The sequence below is a fragment of the Streptomyces sp. NPDC019224 genome (genome assembly GCF_040632605.1).
In the GTDB taxonomy this organism is placed as follows: Bacteria; Actinomycetota; Actinomycetes; order Streptomycetales; family Streptomycetaceae; genus Streptomyces.
Map to the genome: position 1 here is coordinate 1 of NZ_JBEYCF010000082.1, position 19,176 is coordinate 19,176.

General features: G+C 72.9%; 16 protein-coding genes. 5 read left to right on the plus strand and 11 right to left on the minus strand.

Going from position 1 to position 19,176, the window contains the following annotated elements:
* Nucleotides 1–176: 176 nt before the first annotated feature.
* The 7 genes from tyrS to ABZ564_RS31580 form a co-directional block, all read right to left on the minus strand.
* Nucleotides 177–1,592 (minus strand): tyrosine--tRNA ligase, encoded by a 1,416-nt coding sequence (gene tyrS, locus ABZ564_RS31550; RefSeq protein ID WP_360862761.1) that lies wholly within the window; start codon nucleotides 1,590–1,592, stop codon nucleotides 177–179.
* A 249-nt stretch (nucleotides 1,593–1,841) separates the two neighbouring features.
* The gene (locus ABZ564_RS31555; RefSeq protein WP_360862763.1) at nucleotides 1,842–2,288 is read right to left on the minus strand and encodes a DUF1772 domain-containing protein; all 447 of its coding nucleotides are present in this window, start codon (nucleotides 2,286–2,288) and stop codon (nucleotides 1,842–1,844) included.
* Nucleotides 2,289–2,405: 117 nt separating this feature from the next.
* Complete coding sequence (locus ABZ564_RS31560; protein ID WP_360862764.1) at nucleotides 2,406–3,989, minus strand: von Willebrand factor type A domain-containing protein; 1,584 nt, start codon at nucleotides 3,987–3,989, stop codon at nucleotides 2,406–2,408.
* Between the two features lie 132 nt (nucleotides 3,990–4,121).
* Nucleotides 4,122–5,000, minus strand: coding sequence for an ABC transporter permease (locus tag ABZ564_RS31565; protein WP_360862766.1), 879 nt, complete (start codon nucleotides 4,998–5,000; stop codon nucleotides 4,122–4,124).
* Nucleotides 4,997–7,657: an alpha/beta fold hydrolase gene (locus ABZ564_RS31570; protein WP_360862768.1), complete on the minus strand. Its 2,661-nt coding sequence runs from the start codon at nucleotides 7,655–7,657 to the stop codon at nucleotides 4,997–4,999. Before ABZ564_RS31570 ends, ABZ564_RS31565 begins: the two co-directional genes overlap by 4 nt.
* A 140-nt stretch (nucleotides 7,658–7,797) precedes the next feature.
* Nucleotides 7,798–8,403: a DUF4291 domain-containing protein gene (locus ABZ564_RS31575; RefSeq protein ID WP_360862770.1), complete on the minus strand. Its 606-nt coding sequence runs from the start codon at nucleotides 8,401–8,403 to the stop codon at nucleotides 7,798–7,800.
* Between the two features lie 54 nt (nucleotides 8,404–8,457).
* Nucleotides 8,458–9,261 (minus strand): hypothetical protein, encoded by an 804-nt coding sequence (locus tag ABZ564_RS31580; protein WP_360862771.1) that lies wholly within the window; start codon nucleotides 9,259–9,261, stop codon nucleotides 8,458–8,460.
* A gap of 256 nt (nucleotides 9,262–9,517) precedes the next feature.
* On the opposite strand from ABZ564_RS31580, the gene ABZ564_RS31585 reads away from it, so the two are divergent.
* On the plus strand, nucleotides 9,518–10,231 hold the full coding sequence (locus ABZ564_RS31585) for a VC0807 family protein (protein WP_360862773.1): 714 nt from the start codon (nucleotides 9,518–9,520) through the stop codon (nucleotides 10,229–10,231).
* A gap of 70 nt (nucleotides 10,232–10,301) precedes the next feature.
* Here ABZ564_RS31585 and ABZ564_RS31590 read toward each other — a convergent pair whose 3' ends face one another.
* Genes ABZ564_RS31590 through iolC form a run of 4 tightly spaced genes read right to left on the minus strand, consistent with a single transcriptional unit; the run spans nucleotide 10,302 to nucleotide 15,609 of the window.
* On the minus strand, nucleotides 10,302–11,801 hold the full coding sequence (locus tag ABZ564_RS31590) for a CoA-acylating methylmalonate-semialdehyde dehydrogenase (protein WP_360862775.1): 1,500 nt from the start codon (nucleotides 11,799–11,801) through the stop codon (nucleotides 10,302–10,304).
* A gap of 12 nt (nucleotides 11,802–11,813) precedes the next feature.
* Entirely contained in the window at nucleotides 11,814–13,727 is a 1,914-nt protein-coding gene (gene iolD, locus ABZ564_RS31595; RefSeq protein WP_360862777.1) for a 3D-(3,5/4)-trihydroxycyclohexane-1,2-dione acylhydrolase (decyclizing), read from the minus strand.
* Nucleotides 13,724–14,614 carry a 5-deoxy-glucuronate isomerase gene (iolB, locus tag ABZ564_RS31600; RefSeq protein ID WP_360862779.1) on the minus strand — a complete coding sequence of 297 codons (891 nt, stop codon included), beginning with the start codon at nucleotides 14,612–14,614 and terminating at the stop codon, nucleotides 13,724–13,726. Before iolB ends, iolD begins: the two co-directional genes overlap by 4 nt.
* Nucleotides 14,611–15,609: a 5-dehydro-2-deoxygluconokinase gene (gene iolC, locus ABZ564_RS31605; protein WP_360862781.1), complete on the minus strand. Its 999-nt coding sequence runs from the start codon at nucleotides 15,607–15,609 to the stop codon at nucleotides 14,611–14,613. Before iolC ends, iolB begins: the two co-directional genes overlap by 4 nt.
* Nucleotides 15,610–15,773: 164 nt before the next feature.
* On the opposite strand from iolC, the gene ABZ564_RS31610 reads away from it, so the two are divergent.
* The 4 genes from ABZ564_RS31610 to ABZ564_RS31625 form a co-directional block, all read left to right on the plus strand.
* Nucleotides 15,774–16,703 carry a sugar phosphate isomerase/epimerase gene (locus ABZ564_RS31610; protein ID WP_360862783.1) on the plus strand — a complete coding sequence of 310 codons (930 nt, stop codon included), beginning with the start codon at nucleotides 15,774–15,776 and terminating at the stop codon, nucleotides 16,701–16,703.
* A 123-nt stretch (nucleotides 16,704–16,826) separates the two neighbouring features.
* Complete coding sequence (locus tag ABZ564_RS31615) at nucleotides 16,827–17,270, plus strand: peptidoglycan-binding domain-containing protein (protein WP_360862785.1); 444 nt, start codon at nucleotides 16,827–16,829, stop codon at nucleotides 17,268–17,270.
* Nucleotides 17,271–17,347: 77 nt separating this feature from the next.
* A complete protein-coding gene (locus tag ABZ564_RS31620) occupies nucleotides 17,348–17,656 on the plus strand; it encodes a heavy-metal-associated domain-containing protein (protein WP_360862787.1) in 309 nt (102 codons plus the stop codon).
* Nucleotides 17,657–17,781: 125 nt separating this feature from the next.
* Nucleotides 17,782–19,176 (plus strand): heavy metal translocating P-type ATPase (locus ABZ564_RS31625; RefSeq protein ID WP_360862789.1); only part of this gene is annotated, 1,395 nt, incomplete at its 3' end.

The following is a 19,176-nucleotide window of genomic DNA, read 5'->3' on the forward strand; positions in this document are numbered from 1 at the left end:
CGCCGGTCGGGGCGTTCTGGTGGGGGGGGGGGGGGGGCCTCTTGGGCGGGGCCATCCCAGGCCCGGGGGGGGGGGGGGGGGGGGGCCGCGCCCCCCCCCCGCCCGTTCCGCTCACCGGCGCCCTCGCGCCGCACTCCGGCCCGCCGCGGGCAGCCGGGTGCGGCAGGGCCGGGTGGTTACACGCCTTCGATCCTCGCCAGCTTGCGGCCGGCCTTGAGGTAGACCGTGTCGGCGCCGCTCGTGTCGCCGGCCGCGGCCAGGGCGGTCTTGACGGCCTCGTGGAGGGGACGCGTGACGTCGTCCTCCGAGAGGGTCACCGCCTTCTGGCCCTCCGCGGTCTCGACGACGATCCGGAGGGCGTTCTGCTTGGCGAGCCGGCGCACCGCGGAGGAACTGGCGGCGAACTCCAGGACCTGCGTCAGCACGGCGGCCACCGCCTCGTTCCCGTGGGCGGCCGGGACGACGGGCAGCGACTCGACGTCCCCGAAGCTGCGCTGGGAGAACTGCGCGGTGAAGTGACGGCGGGCGGCCATCGCCGCGTCGAGGCCGTGGACCGCGGAGACGGCCTCACCGGCGAGGACCTTCTTGAGGTCCATCGGGTGCAGGCTCCTGTTCTCGACACGGGCGACGACCGCGTCCACCTCGGCGTCGGTCCACTCGGTCCACGCCTTGAGGTAGGGCACCATCAGCCGGTCCGGGATGGACATGATCTTGCCGAAGATGTCGTCCGCCGTCGCGGTCAGGGCGATGTAGTTGCCCTTGCTCTTGCTCATCTTGGCGCCGCTGCCGTCCGTGCCCTCGATCAGGGGCATGGTGATGACCAGCTGCGGCTTCTGGCCCGCGATCTCCATGACCTTGCGGCCCATCTGCATGTTCAGCAGCTGGTCCACCCCGCCGAGTTCGATGTCGGCGTGGATCTTCTCCGAATCGATCGCCATGACGACGGCGTAGATGAACTCGGACATCGCCAGGCCGTGCCCCTGGGCGAGCCGGGTCCGGAAGTCCTCGCGCTGCAGGGACATGGACACCGGAATCTGCGAAAGGACGCCGATCAGTTCCGGCAGCCGGATGTCCGCGAGCCATTCGCTGTTGCGGCGGAAGTCCGCCCGCTCGAAGTCGAAGAACGGGGAGACCTGGTCCCGGTACGTCGCGAGATTGTTCGCGATGTCCTCGTCCGTCAGCGGCGGGCGCTCGTCGGAGCGCCCGGAGGGGTCGCCGATCTTCGCCGTGATGTCACCGATGATCAGAACGATGTCGTGTCCCATCCGCTGGAACCGACTCAGGATGATCATGGGGACGGTGTGCCCCAGGTGCACGTCGGACGAGGTGGGGTCGATGCCGAGCTTGACCCTCAGCGGCCTTCCCTCCGCCTTGGCGGCCTCGATGGCCGAGGCCAGCGAGGCCTCCGAGGGCAGCACGCCCACGGTCCGGCCGGCGATCAGAGCCGCCTGCTCCTCGGGGCTGAGGTCGGAGAGGTCCAGCTGACGCCTGGCGCCGGTCTCGACCAGGAGCTCCTCCACGGTCGCGTCGGAGGACAGGTCCTGCGCGAGCAGCTCGAGGGTTCGAGCTTCGGATTTACCAAGGCGAGTCATGGGATTCCTATTTTGGATCGAAGTTCCGCTGAAGAGACGAGCGGAGTATACCCGAACGGGCATGGGAGACGGATGAATTACCGGGCCCTCGATCCCTTGGAGCACACCGGAAATCCATGCACCGCGCCTTCTCCGATATCCCTGCCCATTCTTATGGACGCAGCCCTCGCGCATTTCTTTCGGGAGCTTCGTGCGCCACCGCGGTATCCGGAATTCAAGCGTACGCACAACGCGGCCGGCGTCATGCTTTTACGCGGCCACCGCCAGCAGGACGAACGCCGCCAGGGACAGGACCGTGCGGATGCGGTGGAAGGCGTTCCAGCGGGCCTCGAACGCGGCGCGGGCCGCCGTGTCGTCACCGCCCTCGGACTGGGCGAGCGCGGTGTTCAGCGGGATGTTGCCCGCGATCGTGATCAGGTGCGAGAGGACGGCGCAGGCCAGTGCCGCGATCAGCAGGGGCCAGGTCTCCTCCCCCGTCTCCGTGAACACCGGGACGGCCGGGAACGCGATGACGCCGAGGAAGAGCACCAGGAAGACCGGGCCGGGGACCTTCTCGTTGAAGCGGCGCATCGCCGCGGTGAAGCCGCTGTCGGGCAGGACGGCCAGACCGGGCATCACCGCGATGAGGAAGGTCAGCAGGAAACCGGCGTAGAGACCGGTCGTGATCACAGCGAGAGTCAGGAACAGGGAGGCCATGGGGTCATCATGGCCTGGGACGAGCGCCCGCACCGCCGCAATTCGCAGACATGTGCGGCCAGTTCGCCGGAAGCGGGGCGGCCGGCGCGGGCGTACCGCCCGGCCGCCCGGTCCCGGTCAGTCCATCTCGCCCTCTTCCGCACCCGCTCCGGTGTCCCGGCCGCCGCCCTTCAGCCGGTCCGCGCGGCCGATCGCTTCGGCCAGCTTCGTCACCGAGGCGTCCTCGGTGCTCGCGGCCAGCTCCTCGGCCCGGTCGGCGAGTTCACCGAGGCCCGGCGCGCCGGGCAGGCCGGTGCCGCGCAGGTTCTCCGCGAAGTAGGCGGCCACCGCCGTCACCTGGAGGCGGGTGCTCCGGCCGCCCCACAGCTCGCCGGTGATCGCGCCGGTGTCCACCGAGCCGGTCCTCTCGTGCGGGGTGCGGGTCTTCGGGTCGAGCCAGCGCACGGTCGCGGTGGCGACATGGCCGGAGGCACCGTCGCGCAGGCGCACCGCGTACAGGGCGGTGACGGTGTGGCCGGGGCCCACCTCGCCGCCGTCCACGGTGTCGTCGCGGAAGTCGTCGTCGGCGACCTTGCGGTCCTCGTAGCCGATCAGCCTGAACTTCTCGACGGTCTCCGGGTCGAAGGCGACCTGCGCCTTGGCGTCCCGGGCGGTCAGTTCGAGGTGGGCGGGAAGCTGGTCGACGAAGACCTTGCGGGCCTGTTCCTCGTCGGCGATGTACGTGGTGTGGCCGTCGCCCTTGTTGGTCAGCTCCTCCATGAAGGCGTCGCCGTAGTCGCTGCCGACGCCCACCCCGAACAGGGTGATGCCGTACTCGCGGCGGGCCGAGTCGATCCGTTCGAGGACGTCGCCGGCCTCGGTGTCACCGGTGTTGGCCAGGGCGTCGGAGAGCAGGACGACGCGGTTGTTGGCGCCCTCGCGGCGCCCCTCCACCGCCTCCTCGTAGCCGCGCTCCACGCCCGCCCCCACGTTGGTGGACTCGGCGGGTTCCATGGAGTCGACCGCGTCGCGGATCTCGCCCCGGTGGCCGCTCAGCCGGGTCATGGGCAGGACGGTCTTCGCCTCGTCGCTGAAGGTGACCAGGCTGATCGAGTCGTCGTCGCGCAGTTCGTCGGTGAGGATGCCGAGCGAGGTCTTCACCAGGCCGAGGCGGTCGGGCGAGTTCATCGAGCCGGAGACGTCGACCACGAAGGTGAGGGCGGCCGGGGGCCGTCCGGCGGCGGTGGGGGCGGCCTTGGTGGCCAGGCCGACCCGCACCAGCGACCAGTCGCTGTCCGCGGCGTCGGCCCCGGCCCCGTCGACGGAGACCGAGAAACCGTTGCCCGTGGGGCGGTGGTAGCCCTGGCGGAAGCTGTTGACGAACTCCTCGGGCCGTACGGTCTCCGGGCCGGGCAGCCGGCCGTCGGCGAGGGTGCGGCGGGCGTAGCCGTACGAGGCGGTGTCCACGTCCAGCGCGAAGGTGGAGAGGTAGTCGGGCCGGGCGGACTCCTTCAGCCGGTCCGCCTTGTCCCCGCTCCTGGCTCCGTCCTTCGCGTCGTCCGTCGTCCCCCGGGTGTGGTCGGGCGCGGCCGCTCCCGCGCCCCGCTGGTCGGACGAGGCCTTGCTCCCGCCGTCGTTCTCGCCCGAGCAGCCGGTGAGCAGCACGCCGGACGCGAGCAACAGCCCCAGCGTCCCCCGGTACTTCCGTGTGCGGTGTTTCATGCCGTACCCCCTGTGTCGTCACGTCAGCACGTGTGAATGTGACGCGCGAGGGGGCTGTCCGGACCGGACGAGAACATTGCGGAACGATCTCGATGCGGCAACGACGGACGGAAGACCGGCGGAATGTCAAGGTCAGGACACGATGTCCTTACGGCTGAACCCCCGGAAGGCGAAAGCGAACAGGAGCAGGGCATAGGTCACCGATACGGCCGCGCCCTTCGCCATGCCGCCCCACTCGATGGCGGGCTGGAGCGCGTCGGCCCAGGCGAACTGCCAGTGGGCGGGCAGGAAGTCGCGCCAGGAGCCGAGCGCGGTCACGGCGTCGAGCACGTTGCCGACGATGGTCAGCCCCACCGCGCCGCCGACCGCGCCGAGCGGGGCGTCGGTCTTCGTCGACAGCCAGAACGCCAGCCCGGCGGTCACCAGCTGGGACACGAAGACGAACGCCACGACGAGCGCGAGACGCGGCACCGCGTCCCCGGCCGCCAGCGCTCCCCCGGTCGGCAGCTCCAGCGGCCCCCACCCGTACGCCGCCGCGCCCGCCGCGAGCGCGACGAGCGGCAGCAGCACCATCGCGGCGAGGCTGAAGCCCAGCGCGACGACGAGCTTGCTCCACAGCAGCCTGGCCCGGGGCACGGGCGCGGCCAGCAGGTAGCGCAGTGAGGACCAGCTCGCCTCGGAGGCCACGGTGTCGCCGCAGAACAGCGCGACCGGGACGACGAGCAGGAAGCCCGCCGAGACGAACAGACAGGTCGCGGCGAAGTTCGCGGCGGACGCGGTCGCGGTGTCCATGAGCGTGATGCGGTCGCCGCCGTCGGGTCCGCCGTCCGGGGTGCCGCCGATCGCGAACGCGATGATCAGGATGAACGGCAGCGCGGCCAGCACCCCGCCCATGAGCAGGGTGCGGCGCCGGCGCAGCTGCCGTACCGCCTCGACGCGCAGCGGCAGCGTGTGGCGGGCGCGGTAGCCGGGCGCCTCGGGGGCCGTGGCGAGGTCGGCTGCGGTACTCATGCGGGGCCTCCGGAGATCAGGGTGAGGAAGGCGTCCTCCAGGCGGCGGTGCGGTCCGACGCCCGTCAGCGGCACGTCGAGGCGGACCAGCTCGGCGATCAGCTGCGGCGAGGTCGCCCCGTCGAGCCGGACCAGCAGCCCGTGACCGTCGTCGGTGCGGACGGCGGATCCGATGCCCGGCAGGGCGGCGATCTTCTCCACGAGGGGTTCGGTGAGCGGGTCGGCGGCGGTGACCAGGAGCATGTCGCCGGCGCCGGTGATCTCGGCGACCGGGCCCGCCTGGACGAGCCTGCCCCGGTCCATGACGACCAGGTGCGTGCAGGACTGCTCGACCTCGGACAGGAGGTGACTGGAGACGATCACGGTGCGGCCGCCGGCCGCGTACCGGATCATCACGTCCCGCATCTCGCGGATCTGGGGCGGGTCCAGTCCGTTGGTCGGCTCGTCGAGGATGAGGAGGTCCGGCATGCCGAGCATGGCCTGGGCGATGGCGAGCCGCTGGCGCATGCCCTGGGAGTACGTGCGCACGGCGCGGGCCAGGGCGTCGCCGAGGCCGGCGATCTCCAGGGCCTCGTCGATGCGCGCGTCCTCGTCCGGGCGTCCGGTGGCCTTCCAGTACAGCTCCAGGTTGGCGCGGCCGGACAGGTGCGGGAGGAAGCCCGCGCCCTCCACGAAGCAGCCGACCCGGGAGAGCACGGGTGCGCCGGGCCGGATGGCCCGCCCGAAGACGCGGATCTCGCCGGCGTCGGGGGTGATCAGCCCCATGAGCATGCGCAGGGTGGTGGTCTTGCCGGCGCCGTTGGGGCCCAGCAGACCGAGCACCTGGCCCTTCTCGACGCGGAAGGAGAGGTCGCGGACGGCGTACCGGTCCGCCGACTTGGCGTACTTCTTCGACAGGCCGGTGATCTGGAGCGGTACGTCGGCGAGTGCGGGGTCGGGTGCGGGTGTCGCGGTACGGCGGCGGGCGGTGAGCAGCAGGACGGCCGCGATCACCAGGGCGAGGGCCGGCAGCCCCCAGGTCCACCAGGGCAGCGCGGCCGAGGCGGTTTTCAGGCCGGGCGCGGTGGGAAGGGCGAGGGGCCCGTCGAGGGAGACGGTGTACGTGGCCGGCTCGGCCGGGGACGCGTAGCCGAGGTCGGTCGCGGCGAGGACGAGGCGGAGGCGGTGGCCCGCGTCGAGTTCGTGGTCGACGGCGGGCAGCGTCAGCTCGATGGGCCTGCCCTGCTGGGCGGGCGTGATCCGGTAGGGCGCGACGAGCTGGGCGGGCAGCACCTGCCGCTTGCCGTCCGGGGAGACGTCGTACACCTTCCCGAACAGCACCGCGTCGCCGTGGTCGGCCTCGACGGTCACCCGGACCGTGGGGGCGCCGGTGATGCGGCGGGCGGTGGGCAGCGGGGCGGAGTCGAAGCGGGCGTACTGGCCGGGGAAGTCGAGGGAGAGGCCCACGCCGAGGGTGGAGAGCTGGGCGAGCGAGCCGCCGACGCCGGGTACGGCGGAGATCGACGGGGGGTTGGCGCCTGCCGGGTTGGTGACCTTCTGGGTGCGGCCGCGCAGCTCGACGGCCTTGCCGCCGCTGTGCAGGCCCGGGTAGGTGTCGCTGCTCGCGCCCCGGGTGAGGGCGGCGCCGTCCGTGGAGTCGATGCCGCCGGTCCGGGTGACACGGAAGGCGGGGCCGGTGTCGGCGCCCCCTTCCCCCTTCAGGTAGCGGTCGAACCAGGTGCTGATCCTCTTCTGGACCCGGCCGGTCTCCATGTCGCCCCCGTCGTGCCCGCCGGCCGCCCAGTCGACTGATACCGGGGCGCCGTTGGCGGCGATGGCCTTCGCCATGGCGTCGGCCTGGCCGAGCGGGAAGAGGGAGTCGGTCTGGCCCTGCACGATCAGCGCGGGGGCCTTGATGCGGTCGGCGACGGCGCTCGGGGAGCGCTCGGTGAGCAGGGCGCGCGCGGCGGCGTCCGGCTTGCCGCTGACGGCGACCCGTTCGTACAGGTCGCACAGCTCCTTCTCGAAGTTGCCGCAGCCGCCGCCGGAGTTGACGAAGATCCCGGCCCAGAGTTTCTTGAACACCCCGTCCGGGAAGAGCGCGTCGGCGAGGTTCCAGTAGGTGATCTGCGGGGCGATCGCGTCGACGCGCCGGTCGTGGCCGGCGGCGAGGAGCGAGACGGCACCGCCGTAGGACGCCCCCGTGACGCCGACGCGGGGGTCGCCCTCGGCGTCGAGCCGTACCTCGGGGCGGGCGGCGAGCCAGTCGATCAGCCGGGAGACGTCCGCGACCTCGCGGTCGGGCGCGTTGAGCCCGATCTCGCCGCCCGACTCGCCGAAGCCGCGCGCGGACCAGGTGAGGACGGCGTACCCGTCGCGGGCGAGCTGTTCGGCCTCCGCCCGGGTCTCGTCCTTGCTGCCGCCGAATCCGTGGCCGATGAGCACGGCGGGCCGGCGCCCGCCGCCGCCGGCCGTGAAGTAGGAGGTGTCCAGGGACACCCCGTCGACGCGCATCATCCGGTCCTGGCGGTGCACGGCAGGACCGCTGTCGTCGGCCACCGCCGTCCAGGTGCCCGCGCCGGCGAGTACGAGGAGCGCGGCACCGGCCGCCGCCCACCGGCCTCGGGTGCGGGGCAGCAGGCGCCGCCACCGGGACGTACGCGCAACAGGGGTCTCCATGCGTCGACCCTATGCGGCCCACCGCCCCGTCCCGCCTGCCTCCGGGCGGAACTCCCGGGCATCCTCGAGGCGTACGGGACCGGTCCCCGTACTGCGTACGCGGTACGCGCCGGACGGCCCGCGCCCCGGCGGGCGGTGATTCACAGCGTGGGCAGCGGGGTGCCCGGCGGCAGCGGGTACGGCGTCTCGGCGGGCAGCAGCGCGGCCGCGGCCTCCGTCTCGCCCGCCCCGGCGAGCGCGTGGATCTCCCGGGCGAGCGGGGTGACATCGCGGATCGAGACCGTCCACTCGTCCGCGTAACGCCGTGACGCCTCCCCGGCCAGGCCGAGCTGGAGCGAGCGGTACGGGAGCCGGTTGAGGTGGAGGTCGCGCTCGGGGTCCCACTGGACGCGGGCGGGGGCCCGGCGCAGGTCGCGCTGCCAGGTGGCATGGTCCGGGTGCACGTCCCGTTCGTAGTGGGAGAGTTCGGCGTGGCCGAGGGCCCAGTCGAAGCCCTCGCGGGTGATCTCGACGGCGAGGACGGTCTCCTGACCCTCCTTCGTCCCCCAGCCGCAGCGGTACATCATCCACAGGAAGCTCGGCTTGATCCACGTCATGCGGTCGCGTTTCCAGGCGGCCGGGAAACGCCCGTCGCGGGCGGCGGGCAGCCCGAGCGACGGGGTGTACGCCTGGTAGACGGTCACGGTCCCGGCGGTGTGGAGCGCGCGGATCTCGTGCTGGGGCGGGATGGCTGCGGATGCGGTCATGCAGCCATCCCAGCACCGGCTGCGGGGGACGGCGAACGAGTTTCTGCCCGAGCGCTACCGCGCGGCGTGCATCACGCGGACGCCGGACCACACGATGACGTGGTCCCCGGTCGACGCCTTCGCTCCGGAGGTGTCGTTCCCGTAGTAGTTCCACCGCCAGGTGCCCGACTTGGCGGCCTTGACGGTGGTCTTGAGCGCCCCCGTCGAGCTGGACGTCACCTTCTTGACCGTGGTGTACGAGGACGCGCCGTCCGCCTTGAACTGCAGGCTGACCGTGCGGCCCGCGTAGCCCTGGTAGGTGTGGGTGTCCCAGTTGGCCCGGGTGACCTTGCCGGTCACGGTGATGGTCTTGCCCGTGATGACGGGCTCGGGCGCGGCGTTGACGGTGACGCGGGTGGCGCGCTGGACCTGGATGGGGATGTTCACGTCGTCCTTGTCGTAGTCGTCACCCACGTAGGAGATCTCCGCCGCGGTGCGCCAGGCACCGGCGTCCTCGTTCCCGAACTCGAAGTGGCGCGGGTCGATGGTGAGCCATTCCTCGAAGTCGCAGACCCCCTTCGCCACGGGGCGGCAGTCACTGGTGGTGATGCTGTTCCACAGGGAGTCCCCGCCGTCGATTTTTCCCCGGTAGGGGTACACCGTCGGCCCGAAGTCGAAGGTGCGCGTGGTCGTCATCCGGAAGGTTCCGTACACCTCGACCTCCTCCTGGACTCCGATCACGATCGGCTTACCGCCGTTGAGCGATACCCGGGAGAAGGAGGCGCCGCCCTCCGCCGCCCCCGCCGGTGCTGCCGCCATCGCGGTGAACACGGCCACCGCTCCCCCCGCCACCACCGCGTTCCAGATTTTCTTCGCCATATGTGTGCGCTCGCTCTTCCCTTGAGACCTTGACCGTCCGTGGGACCACGCAGGGCAGTTCACGGTTGTACGCCGCACGGCAACGATCCGGTCACGCGCCCGGAGCCCGGAGCCCGGCAACTGCACCTGAAAGCAATGACATTCGTCATGCGGAGGCCGGTACACGCGGCTCTGCCGGGGAGGGGGACCGGCGCGGCAGTCTGTACGTGTCGAGAGCGGGAGCCGCGAGGGCGCCGCCGGAACGGGAGGAACCGACATGAGCAGCCCGGCCGCCACACTCACCGCTCCCGTCGTCGACGCCCCGGCCGGCGCCGCCCCGATCGGGCCCCGCAAGGCCCTCCTGGACAGCCTGACGCCGCTGCTGCTGGACGTCGCGCTGCCGCTCGCCACGTACTACGCGCTGAAGGCGGCGGGGCTCGGCACGTTCGGCGCGCTGGCCTGGAGCAGCGTGGTCCCGGCGGTCCGCACCGTGTGGGGCGCGGTGCGGGAGCGCCGGCTCAACGGCCTCGCCGCGCTGATGGTGTCGGTCAACGCGGTCTCGCTGCTGCTGGGGCTGGTGGCCGGTGACCCGCGGCTGATGCTCCTCAAGGACAGCGGGGTGAGCAGCGTCGTCGGGCTGGCGTTCCTGGTGACGGGGCTGCGGGGACGGCCGATGCTGTCGGCGTGCCTGCGGCCGTGGCTGACCCGGGGCGAGGCCGCCAGGACGGCTGCCTGGGAGCGGCTGTCCGCCGGTTCGCCGGCGTTCCGGCGGGCCGAGACGCGGTTCTCCGCGGTGTGGGGCGGGGCCCTGCTCGCGGAGTGCGCGGTGCGGGCCGTGGGCGCGTACACCGTGCCGGTCGAGACGATGGTGTGGGCCGGGACGGTGCTCATGATCGTCACGATGGTGCTGGCGTTCCTCGTCTCGGGGCGGTTCGGGGTCGTCCCGATGGAGCGGATGATCGCGGCCGAGGCCGGTGCCTCGGAGCGCTGACCGTCCGACAGAACCGCAGGGCCGCTTCCGGGGGGAGCGGCCCTGCGGTTCTGTGCCGTCCCGTGCCGGGTCAGTGGTTCCTGGGGAAGCCCAGGTCCACGCCCGCCGGGGCGTCGGCCGGGTCGGGCCAGCGGGTCGTGGTGACCTTGCCGCGGGTGTAGAAGCGGACGCCGTCGGTGCCGTAGATGTGGTGGTCGCCGAAGAGGGAGTCCTTCCAGCCGCCGAAGGAGTGGTAGCCGACCGGCACCGGGATCGGCACGTTGACGCCGACCATGCCGGCCTCGATCTCCAGCTGGAAGCGGCGGGCCGCGCCGCCGTCGCGGGTGAAGATCGCGGTGCCGTTGCCGTACGGCGAGGCGTTCATGAGGGCGACGCCCTCCTCGTACGTGTCCACGCGCAGCACGCACAGGACCGGGCCGAAGATCTCGTCCCGGTACGCGTCGGAGTCGGTGGAGACGTGGTCGAGGAGCGAGAGGCCGATCCAGTGGCCGTCCTCGAAGCCCTCGACGGTGAATCCGGTGCCGTCCAGGACCACTTCGGCGCCCTGGGCGGCCGCGCCGGTGACGTAGGAGGCGACCTTGTCGCGGTGGGCGGCGGTGATCAGCGGGCCCATCTCGGAGGCCGGGTCGGTGCCGGGGCCGATCCTGATCCTCCCGGCCCGCTCCTTGATCCGGGCGACCAGCTCGTCGCCGGTCGCGCCCACGGCGACGACGGCGGAGATCGCCATGCAGCGCTCCCCCGCCGAGCCGTACGCGGCCGAGACGGCGGCGTCGGCGGCGGCGTCCAGGTCCGCGTCGGGCAGGACCAGCATGTGGTTCTTCGCGCCGCCGAGCGCCTGCACGCGCTTGCCGTTGGCCGACGCGGTGGCGTGGATGTGGCGGGCGACGGGCGTCGAGCCGACGAAGGAGACGGCGGCGACGTCCGGGTGGTTCAGGAGGGCGTCGACGGCGACCCGGTCCCCGTGCAGCACGTTGAGGACGCCGTCCGGCAGCCCGGCCTCGGCGGCCAGCTCGGCGAGCAGGTTGGCGGCGGACGGGTCCTTCTCACTGGGCTTGAGCACGAAGGTGTTGCCGCAGGCGACGGCGAGCGGGAACATCCACATCGGCACCATGGCCGGGAAGTTGAACGGGGTGATCCCCGCGACGACACCGAGCGGCTGACGGATCGAGGAGACGTCGACCCGGTGCGAGACCTGGGTGGACAGCTCGCCCTTGAGCTGCGTCGTGATCCCGCACGCCAGCTCGACGATCTCCAGGCCGCGCGCCACCTCGCCGAGCGCGTCGGAGTGCACCTTGCCGTGCTCGGCGGTGATCAGCGCGGCGATCTCGTCCCGGTGGGCGTCCAGCAGCGCGTGGTAGCGGAACAGGACCGCCGTACGGGCGGACAGCGACGAGTCGCGCCACGCCCGGTACGCGTCCTTCGCGGCGGCCACCGCGGTGTCGGCCTCCTCCGTCGAGGCGAACGCGACCCGGGTGGTGACGGCACCGGTGGCGGGGTCGGTGACCTGGCCGTAGTTGCCCGAGGTGCCCTCGACGGCCTTGCCACCGATCCAGTGGTTCACGGTCTTCATGCTGCGACTCCTTCAGAGGTGACGTCGTCGGCCGGCGCTGTGTCGTTCGTACTCTTTCCGTGCTTCGACCGCCGCGGGGCGGGTGGCCGTCTCGGCCACGGGAACATCCCACCACGCCTGTGCCTCCGGGGGGCCCTGTCCGGCGGCGGGTGTTTCGGTCTCGACGTGCACGCAGACGGGCCGGTTTGCCGCGCGGGCCTCGGCGAGGGCCGCGCGCAGCTCGGCCACCGTCCCGGCGCGCAGGACCCGCATGCCGAGCGAGGCGGCGTTGGCGGCGAGGTCCACGGGGAGCGGGGGGCCGGTGAAGCGGGTGTCGGCGGCGCGGTGGCGGTAGTCCGTTCCGAAGCGTTCGCCGCCGGTGGCCTCGGAGAGCCCGCCGATGGAGGCGTAGCCGTGGTTCTGCAGGACGACGAGCTTGACCGGGACGTTCTCCTGGACGGCGGTGACGATCTCGGTGGGGTTCATGAGGTAGGTGCCGTCGCCGACGAGCGCCCAGACAGGACGGTCCGGGGCCGCCATGCGCACGCCGATCGCGGCCGGGATCTCGTAGCCCATGCAGGAGTACCCGTACTCCACGTGGTACTGGCGCGGGGAGCGGGTCCGCCAGAGTCTGTGCAGGTCGCCGGGGAGGGAGCCGGCCGCGTTGATGAGGATGTCCTCGTCGGTGACCAGCTCGTCCAGGAGACCCAGGACCTGGGTCTGGGTGGGGCGGGCGTCCGGGTCGGGGGTGGCGTACGCGGCGTCGACGCGCCGCTCCCAGCGGGCCTTGGCCTCGGTGTACCCGGCCTCGTACGCCGGGTCCGTGCGGTAAGCGGCCAGGGCCTCGGTGAGGGCTTCGAGGGCGGTGCGGGCGTCGGCGACGAGCGGGAGGGCGGCGAGCTTGTGGGCGTCGAAGCCGGTGAGGTTGACGTTGAGGAAGCGGACGTCCGGGTGGGCGAAGAGGGTCGCGGAGGCGGTGGTGAAGTCGGTGTAGCGGGTGCCGACGCCGATCACGAGGTCGGCGGTGCGGGCGAGGTCGTCGGCGGTGGCGGTGCCGGTGTGGCCGATGCCGCCGACGTCGGCGGGGTGGTCGTGGCGCAGCGAGCCCTTGCCGGCCTGGGTGGAGGCGACGGGGACGCGGGTGGCGGCGGCGAACGCGGCGAGGGCGTCCTCGGCGGCGCTGTGGTGGACCCCGCCGCCCGCGACGACCAGCGGGCGGCGGGCGGCGCGCACCGCCCGTACCGCCCGGTCGAGTTCGTACGGGTCGGGGGCGGGGCGGCGTACGTGCCAGACGCGCTCGGCGAAGAACTCCGCCGGCCAGTCGTACGCCTCGGCCTGCACGTCCTGCGGCAGAGCGAGGGTGACCGCGCCGGTCTCCGCCGGGTCGGCGAGGACCCGCATGGCGTGCAGCGCGGCCGGGATCAGGGCCTCGGGGCGGGTGATCCGGTCGAAGTAGCGGGAGACGGGGCGCAGGCAGTCATTGACGGAGACGTCGCCCGCGTACGGCACCTCCAGCTGCTGGAGGACGGGGTCGGCGGGGCGGGTCGCGAAGGTGTCGCCGGGCAGCAGCAGGACGGGGAGGTGGTTGACGGTGGCGAGGGCGGCGCCGGTGACGAGGTTGGTGGCGCCGGGGCCGATGGAGGTGGTGACGGCGTGGGCGGACAGCCTTCCCGACTGGCGGGCGTGGCCGACGGCCGCGTGCACCATGGCCTGTTCGTTGCGGCCCTGGAGGTAGGGCATGGCGGGGCCGGTCTCCAGGAGCGCCTGGCCGATGCCCGCGACGTTGCCGTGGCCGAAGACGCCCCAGGTGGCGGCGATCAGGCGGTGTCGCCCGCCGTCGCGTTCGGTGTACTGGCGGGCGAGGAAGGCGACGAGCGCCTGGGCGGTGGTGAGGCGGCGGGTGGTGGCCGTCCCGGTCGTCCCGGCTGTCCCGGTCGTCGTGGTCATGCGTGGTCCTCCGGTCCGGGGAACGGCAGGCGGGGGTCGATCGGCTGGGACGGCCAGGTGTCCCGGATCCAGGTGTGGTCGGGGTGGTCGCGGATCAGCCACTCCCGCTTCTCGCCGGGGCCCGCCATGACGTTGAGGTAGTACAGGGTGCGGCCGGGCGGGGCGATGGACGGGCCGTGCCAGCCGTCCGGGACGAGGACCGTGTCGCCGGTGCGGACTTCGGCCAGCACGTCCGCACCGCCGGGGCGGGACGGGGAGACGCGGTGGTAGCCGAGGCCGCCGTCCTCGACCTCGAAGTAGTAGATCTCCTCCAGGACGGATTCCTCGCCGGGGTGGTGCTCGTCGTGTTTGTGCGGCGGGTAGGAGGACCAGTTGCCGCCGGGGGTGAGGACCTCGACGGCGATCAGCCGGTCGCAGTCGAAGGCGTCGGCGGCGGCGAAGTCGTTGACCTGGCGGGAGCAGGCGCCGGAGCCGCGCAGTTCCACGCGTACCTCCGGCGCGGGACCGTAGCGAGCGGGGAGTCGTCGCTCGCACTTCGCTCCTGCCAGGGCGAAGCGGCCTCCGGCGCCGGAGGCGATCTGTGCGCGGGCGTCGCGCGGTACATAGGCGAAGTCGGAAACGCCACTGAACACACTGCTACGGCCCAGCAGTTCAAAGATCTCATCTGAGATGTGCACCGTACAGCTGCCGGTCAACGGCAGTACGATCCACTCGCTCTCCCCGGTGACAAGTGTGTGAACTCCTCCCGGCTCCAGCTCCAGCACTCGTAGGCCGGCCCGCTCCCAGCCGGCCTGTTCCGGCCCGACGTCCAGGGCGTAGGGGCCGTGCGCGGTACGGCCGGCGGGCAGGTGGTACGTGGGGTGCATCGGTTCCTCTCCCATGGTCATTCCCCCTCCCCGTGGGCGGTGACCGCGCCCTCGGCGAGGGCGGCCTCGACCTCGTGCGGGAACGGCATGGCGGAGGAGCAGGCGAGCCGGGCGGCGACGATGGCCCCGGCGGCGTTGGCGTAGCGCATGGTGCGGGCGGTGTCCCAGCCGCTCAGCAGCCCGTGGCAGAGCGCCCCGCCGAACGCGTCGCCCGCGCCGAGGCCGTTGACCACGTCCACGGGGAGCGGCGGCACATCGGCGACGGTCCCGTCCCGGTGGACGGCCAGGACGCCCGCCGGGCCCTGTTTGACGACGGCCAGCTCGACGCCGGCCTCGATGAGGGCCCGGGCCGCGGCGTACGGTTCGCGCTCGCCGGTCGCCACCTCGCACTCGTCGAGGTTGCCGACGGCGACGGTCGCGTACGCCAGGGCCTCGCGGTAGCGGGCGGCCGGGCTCGGCGCCCCGGCGCCGTTCCCCTCGCCGGACGGCCAGAACACCGGGCGCCAGTCGAGGTCGAAGACGGTGATCCCGGAGCGGTCGCGGGCGCGCAGTGCGGCGAGCGTCGCGGTACGGCTCGGCTCGGCGCACAGGCCGGTACCGGTCATCCAGAACACCCGGGTGGCCCGGACCGCTTCCAGGTCCAGCTCGGAGGTGTGGATCTCCAGGTCCGGGGCCTTGGGCTGCCGGTAGAAGTAGAGGGGGAAGTCGTCGGGCGGGAAGACCTCGCAGAAGGTGACCGGGGTCGGATAGGCGGCGACGGGCGTCACCCACCGGTCGTCCACCCCGAACTCCCGCAGCTGTTCGCGCAGGTAAGCGCCGAAGGGGTCCTGGCCGGTGCGGGTCACCACGGCGGTGCGCCGGCCGAGGCGGGCCGCGGCGACGGCGACGTTGGACGGGGAGCCGCCGAGGAACTTCCCGAAAGTATCGACCCGGGCCAGCGGCACACCCGTCCGCAAGGGGTAGAGGTCCACCCCGATCCGCCCCATGGTGATCACGTCGTACGGCTGCTCGGGCATTCAGCGTCCCTTCTGCTGGGCACCGTTCGGGCTACCGGCGGAGGCGGCCGCCTCCGCCGCCGTCTCTTCCCCGTCTGACTCTCCCCTGCGCCCCCGGTCAATCATTTGTTCGGACATAAGGACCTGTCCTTGACACCCGTCTTCCCGCGTGGTGAGGCTTGCGCATGACCTCCTCCTCCCCCTCCGCCCCGGCCCGCATCCGCGTCGGCTCAGCGCCCGACTCGTGGGGGGTGTGGTTCCCCGACGATCCGCGGCAGGTGCCCTGGCGGCGCTTCCTCGACGAGGTCTCCGCCGCGGGGTACGAGTGGATCGAGCTGGGCCCGTACGGCTACCTCCCGACCGATCCGGCCCGCCTCGCGGACGAGACCGGCAGCCGTGGGCTCTCCGTCTCGGCGGGCACCGTTTTCACCGGATTGCACCACGGCCCGGCGGTCTGGGACCGGACCTGGGCGCATGTCGCCGGCATCGCGGCCCTCACCCGGGCGATGGGCGCCGGCCACCTCGTCGTCATCCCCTCCTTCTGGCGCGACGACAGGACGGGCGAGGTGCTGGAGGACCGCACCCTCACCGCCGGTCAGTGGCGCCACCTCGCCTCGCAGACCGAGCGGCTGGCGCGCGAGGTCCGGGACCGCTACGGGCTGCGCGTCGTCGTCCACCCCCACGCCGATACCCACATCGACACCGAGGAGAACGTCAGCCGCTTCCTCGACGCCACCGACCCGGACCTGGTCTCGCTCTGCCTCGACACCGGTCATTACGCGTACTGCGGCGGCGACAGCGTCGAGCTGATCGAGACCTACGGCGAGCGGATCGGCTATCTCCACCTCAAGCAGGTGGACCCGGAGATCCTCGCCGGCGTGGTGGCGGACGAGGTGCCGTTCGGGCCCGCCGTGGCGCGCGGCGTCATGTGCGAACCGCCGGGCGGGGTGCCGGCCCTGGAGCCCGTCCTCGCCGCCGCCCGCCGGCTGGACGTCGACCTGTTCGCCATCGTCGAGCAGGACATGTACCCCTGTCCGCCCGACCGCCCCTTCCCCATCGCCCGCCGCACCCGCGACTACCTCCGCTCCTGCGGGGCGCCGCCCCGGACCGCCTGACGCTTCCGGGCGCCCCGCGCGGACCGGCCGGCCCCGGCAGTGACGTGGGGCCGGTCCGTGCTGTTGTCCCCGGTGAGACCGGGCCCCCGGGCCCGCCCCCACTCACCGCGAGGAGCGACTCACATGTCCCGAATCCCCCTCCCCCCGCGCCGGCCCGCCGGAGCATCGGCCCTTGCCGCCGTGCTCCTGTCCGCCGCCGCCCTGGCTGCCGCCGCGGCCGGGGCCCCGGGGGCCGCCGCGGACGCCGGGAACGCGCCGCCGGCCGGCTCCAGCCCCGTGTGCGCCTTCTACGACGGGGACGGGCTGACCGTCTTCGGCGACCGGGGCGACCGGGCCTTCCAGGTGCAGTGCATGCTGGCCAACCGGCGCTACCTGCCGTGGGACGCGGTCGACGGGACGTTCGGCCTGCGGACCCTGGACGCCGTCCGGCGTTTCCAGGCCGAGCACCCGCCCCTGCTCACCACCGGCGTGGTCGACGCGGCCACCTGGGCCGCGCTCTGGCGCGGCGACGTGCCGGCCGATCCCACGGCGCGACACACCCCGGCAGACTCGCGTCATACCCCCTAGGGGTATAAAATGAGAATCATGGAGGCGTACCGGTGTGCGCCCCTCGCCCCTGTGTGCCCGTCGAAGAGGAGAACACGATGACCGCAGAGACCCAGCTCCCCCAGGCGACCGGCTCCTGCTGCTCGCCCAGCGGTTCCTGCCACGACAGCGCGGGCACGGACGCCGGGCGGACCGGCGTGACCACCGTCTACCAGGTGACCGGCATGACCTGCGGCCACTGCGAGGGCGCCGTCTCCGAGGAGATCTCCGCCCTCGAGGGTGTCACCTCGGTGAAGGCCGTGGCGTCCACCGGGCAGGTGACGGTGGTCTCGCAGGGCCCCCTGACCGACGAGGCCGTACGCGCCGCCGTGGACGAGGCGGGTTACGAGCTCGTCGGCCGCGCCTGACCGTCCCGGAAGCCACCGCGCCCCCGCATCCCACGCACCACTCGCATCACCACTTCGCCGCCGGGCCGGACCGACCAGCAGATACTGGTGGGGTACGGCCCGGTCGGCGTTCCAGGAGTTCGGACATGCACAGCGCATCGGATACGCACAGCGCGACGGAGGCCGACACCCCGGCGGCGGAGCCTTCACAGGCCGAGTTCGTGATCGGCGGCATGACCTGTGCCTCCTGCGCGGCCCGCGTCGAGAAGAAGCTCAACCGGATGGACGGCGTCACCGCCACCGTCAACTACGCCACCGAGAAGGCCCGCGTCCGCTACGACGGCGCCGGCGTCTCCGTACCGGACCTCATCGCCACGGTGGAGAGGACCGGCTACACGGCGAAGCCGGTCCCCCGGCCCGCACCACCGGCCCCTTCGGCCCCCACCACGCCCGCGGCCGCCCGTCCGGGCCCGGAGCGGACACCGGAACCGGAACCCGGCCCGCCGCGACAACCGGAACAGGAACCGGAGCGGCCGCCGCGGCCCGACCCCGCCCCCGACGACACACCTGACCCCGCCCTCACCTCCCTACGGCAGCGGCTCACCGTCTCCGCCGTGCTCGCCGCGCCCGTGGTCGCCCTGGCGATGATCCCGGCGCTCCAGTTCGACAACTGGCAGTGGCTCTCGCTCACCCTCGCCGCGCCCGTCGTCGTCTGGGGCGGCCTGCCCTTCCACCGGGCCGCCTGGACCAATCTGCGGCACGGCGCGGCGACCATGGACACGCTCGTCTCCGTCGGCACCCTCGCCGCCTTCGGCTGGTCGCTCTGGGCGCTGTTCCTCGGTGACGCCGGGATGCCCGGGATGCGGCACGGCTTCGATCCGACGGTCTCCAGGACCGACGGCACGACGACCATCTATCTGGAGGTCGCGGCGGGCGTCGTCACCTTCATCCTGCTGGGCCGCTACCTGGAAGCGAAGTCCAAGCGGAGGGCCGGGGCCGCGCTGCGGGCGCTGATGCACCTGGGCGCCAAGGACGTGGCCCTGCTGCGCGGCGGCGCCGAGGTGCGCGTCCCCGTCGGCCGGCTCGTCGTGGGCGACCGCTTCGCCGTCCGCCCCGGCGAGAAGATCGCCACGGACGGCGTGGTCGTCGAGGGCTCGTCCGCCGTGGACGCCTCCATGCTCACCGGAGAATCCGTCCCCGTGGACGTGGGCGCCGGGGACCAGGTCGCCGGGGCCACCCTCAACGCCGGCGGCCGGCTCGTCGTCGAGGCGACCCGCGTCGGCGCGGACACCCAGCTGGCCCGGATGGCGAAGCTCGTCGAGGACGCGCAGAACGGCAAGGCCGAGGTGCAGCGGCTGGCCGACCGCGTCTCGGCGGTGTTCGTCCCGGCCGTCCTGCTGATCGCCCTCTCCACACTCATCGGCTGGCTGCTGGCCACGGACGACGTGACGGCGGCGTTCACGGCGGCGGTGGCCGTCCTGATCATCGCCTGCCCCTGCGCCCTGGGCCTGGCCACACCCACCGCCCTCATGGTCGGCACC

What these genes read in the sequence shown, in the direction of transcription:
- tyrS (WP_360862761.1), bottom strand. Translation starts at nt 1,592, where the DNA reads ATGACTCGCCTTGGTAAATCCGAAGCTCGAACCCTCGAGCTGCTCGCG.
- ABZ564_RS31555 (WP_360862763.1), bottom strand. Translation starts at nt 2,288, where the DNA reads ATGGCCTCCCTGTTCCTGACTCTCGCTGTGATCACGACCGGTCTCTAC.
- ABZ564_RS31560 (WP_360862764.1), bottom strand. Translation starts at nt 3,989, where the DNA reads ATGAAACACCGCACACGGAAGTACCGGGGGACGCTGGGGCTGTTGCTC.
- ABZ564_RS31565 (WP_360862766.1), bottom strand. Translation starts at nt 5,000, where the DNA reads ATGAGTACCGCAGCCGACCTCGCCACGGCCCCCGAGGCGCCCGGCTAC.
- ABZ564_RS31570 (WP_360862768.1), bottom strand. Translation starts at nt 7,657, where the DNA reads ATGGAGACCCCTGTTGCGCGTACGTCCCGGTGGCGGCGCCTGCTGCCC.
- ABZ564_RS31575 (WP_360862770.1), bottom strand. Translation starts at nt 8,403, where the DNA reads ATGACCGCATCCGCAGCCATCCCGCCCCAGCACGAGATCCGCGCGCTC.
- ABZ564_RS31580 (WP_360862771.1), bottom strand. Translation starts at nt 9,261, where the DNA reads ATGGCGAAGAAAATCTGGAACGCGGTGGTGGCGGGGGGAGCGGTGGCC.
- ABZ564_RS31585 (WP_360862773.1), top strand. Translation starts at nt 9,518, where the DNA reads ATGAGCAGCCCGGCCGCCACACTCACCGCTCCCGTCGTCGACGCCCCG.
- ABZ564_RS31590 (WP_360862775.1), bottom strand. Translation starts at nt 11,801, where the DNA reads ATGAAGACCGTGAACCACTGGATCGGTGGCAAGGCCGTCGAGGGCACC.
- iolD (WP_360862777.1), bottom strand. Translation starts at nt 13,727, where the DNA reads ATGACCACGACGACCGGGACAGCCGGGACGACCGGGACGGCCACCACC.
- iolB (WP_360862779.1), bottom strand. Translation starts at nt 14,614, where the DNA reads ATGACCATGGGAGAGGAACCGATGCACCCCACGTACCACCTGCCCGCC.
- iolC (WP_360862781.1), bottom strand. Translation starts at nt 15,609, where the DNA reads ATGCCCGAGCAGCCGTACGACGTGATCACCATGGGGCGGATCGGGGTG.
- ABZ564_RS31610 (WP_360862783.1), top strand. Translation starts at nt 15,774, where the DNA reads ATGACCTCCTCCTCCCCCTCCGCCCCGGCCCGCATCCGCGTCGGCTCA.
- ABZ564_RS31615 (WP_360862785.1), top strand. Translation starts at nt 16,827, where the DNA reads ATGTCCCGAATCCCCCTCCCCCCGCGCCGGCCCGCCGGAGCATCGGCC.
- ABZ564_RS31620 (WP_360862787.1), top strand. Translation starts at nt 17,348, where the DNA reads ATGACCGCAGAGACCCAGCTCCCCCAGGCGACCGGCTCCTGCTGCTCG.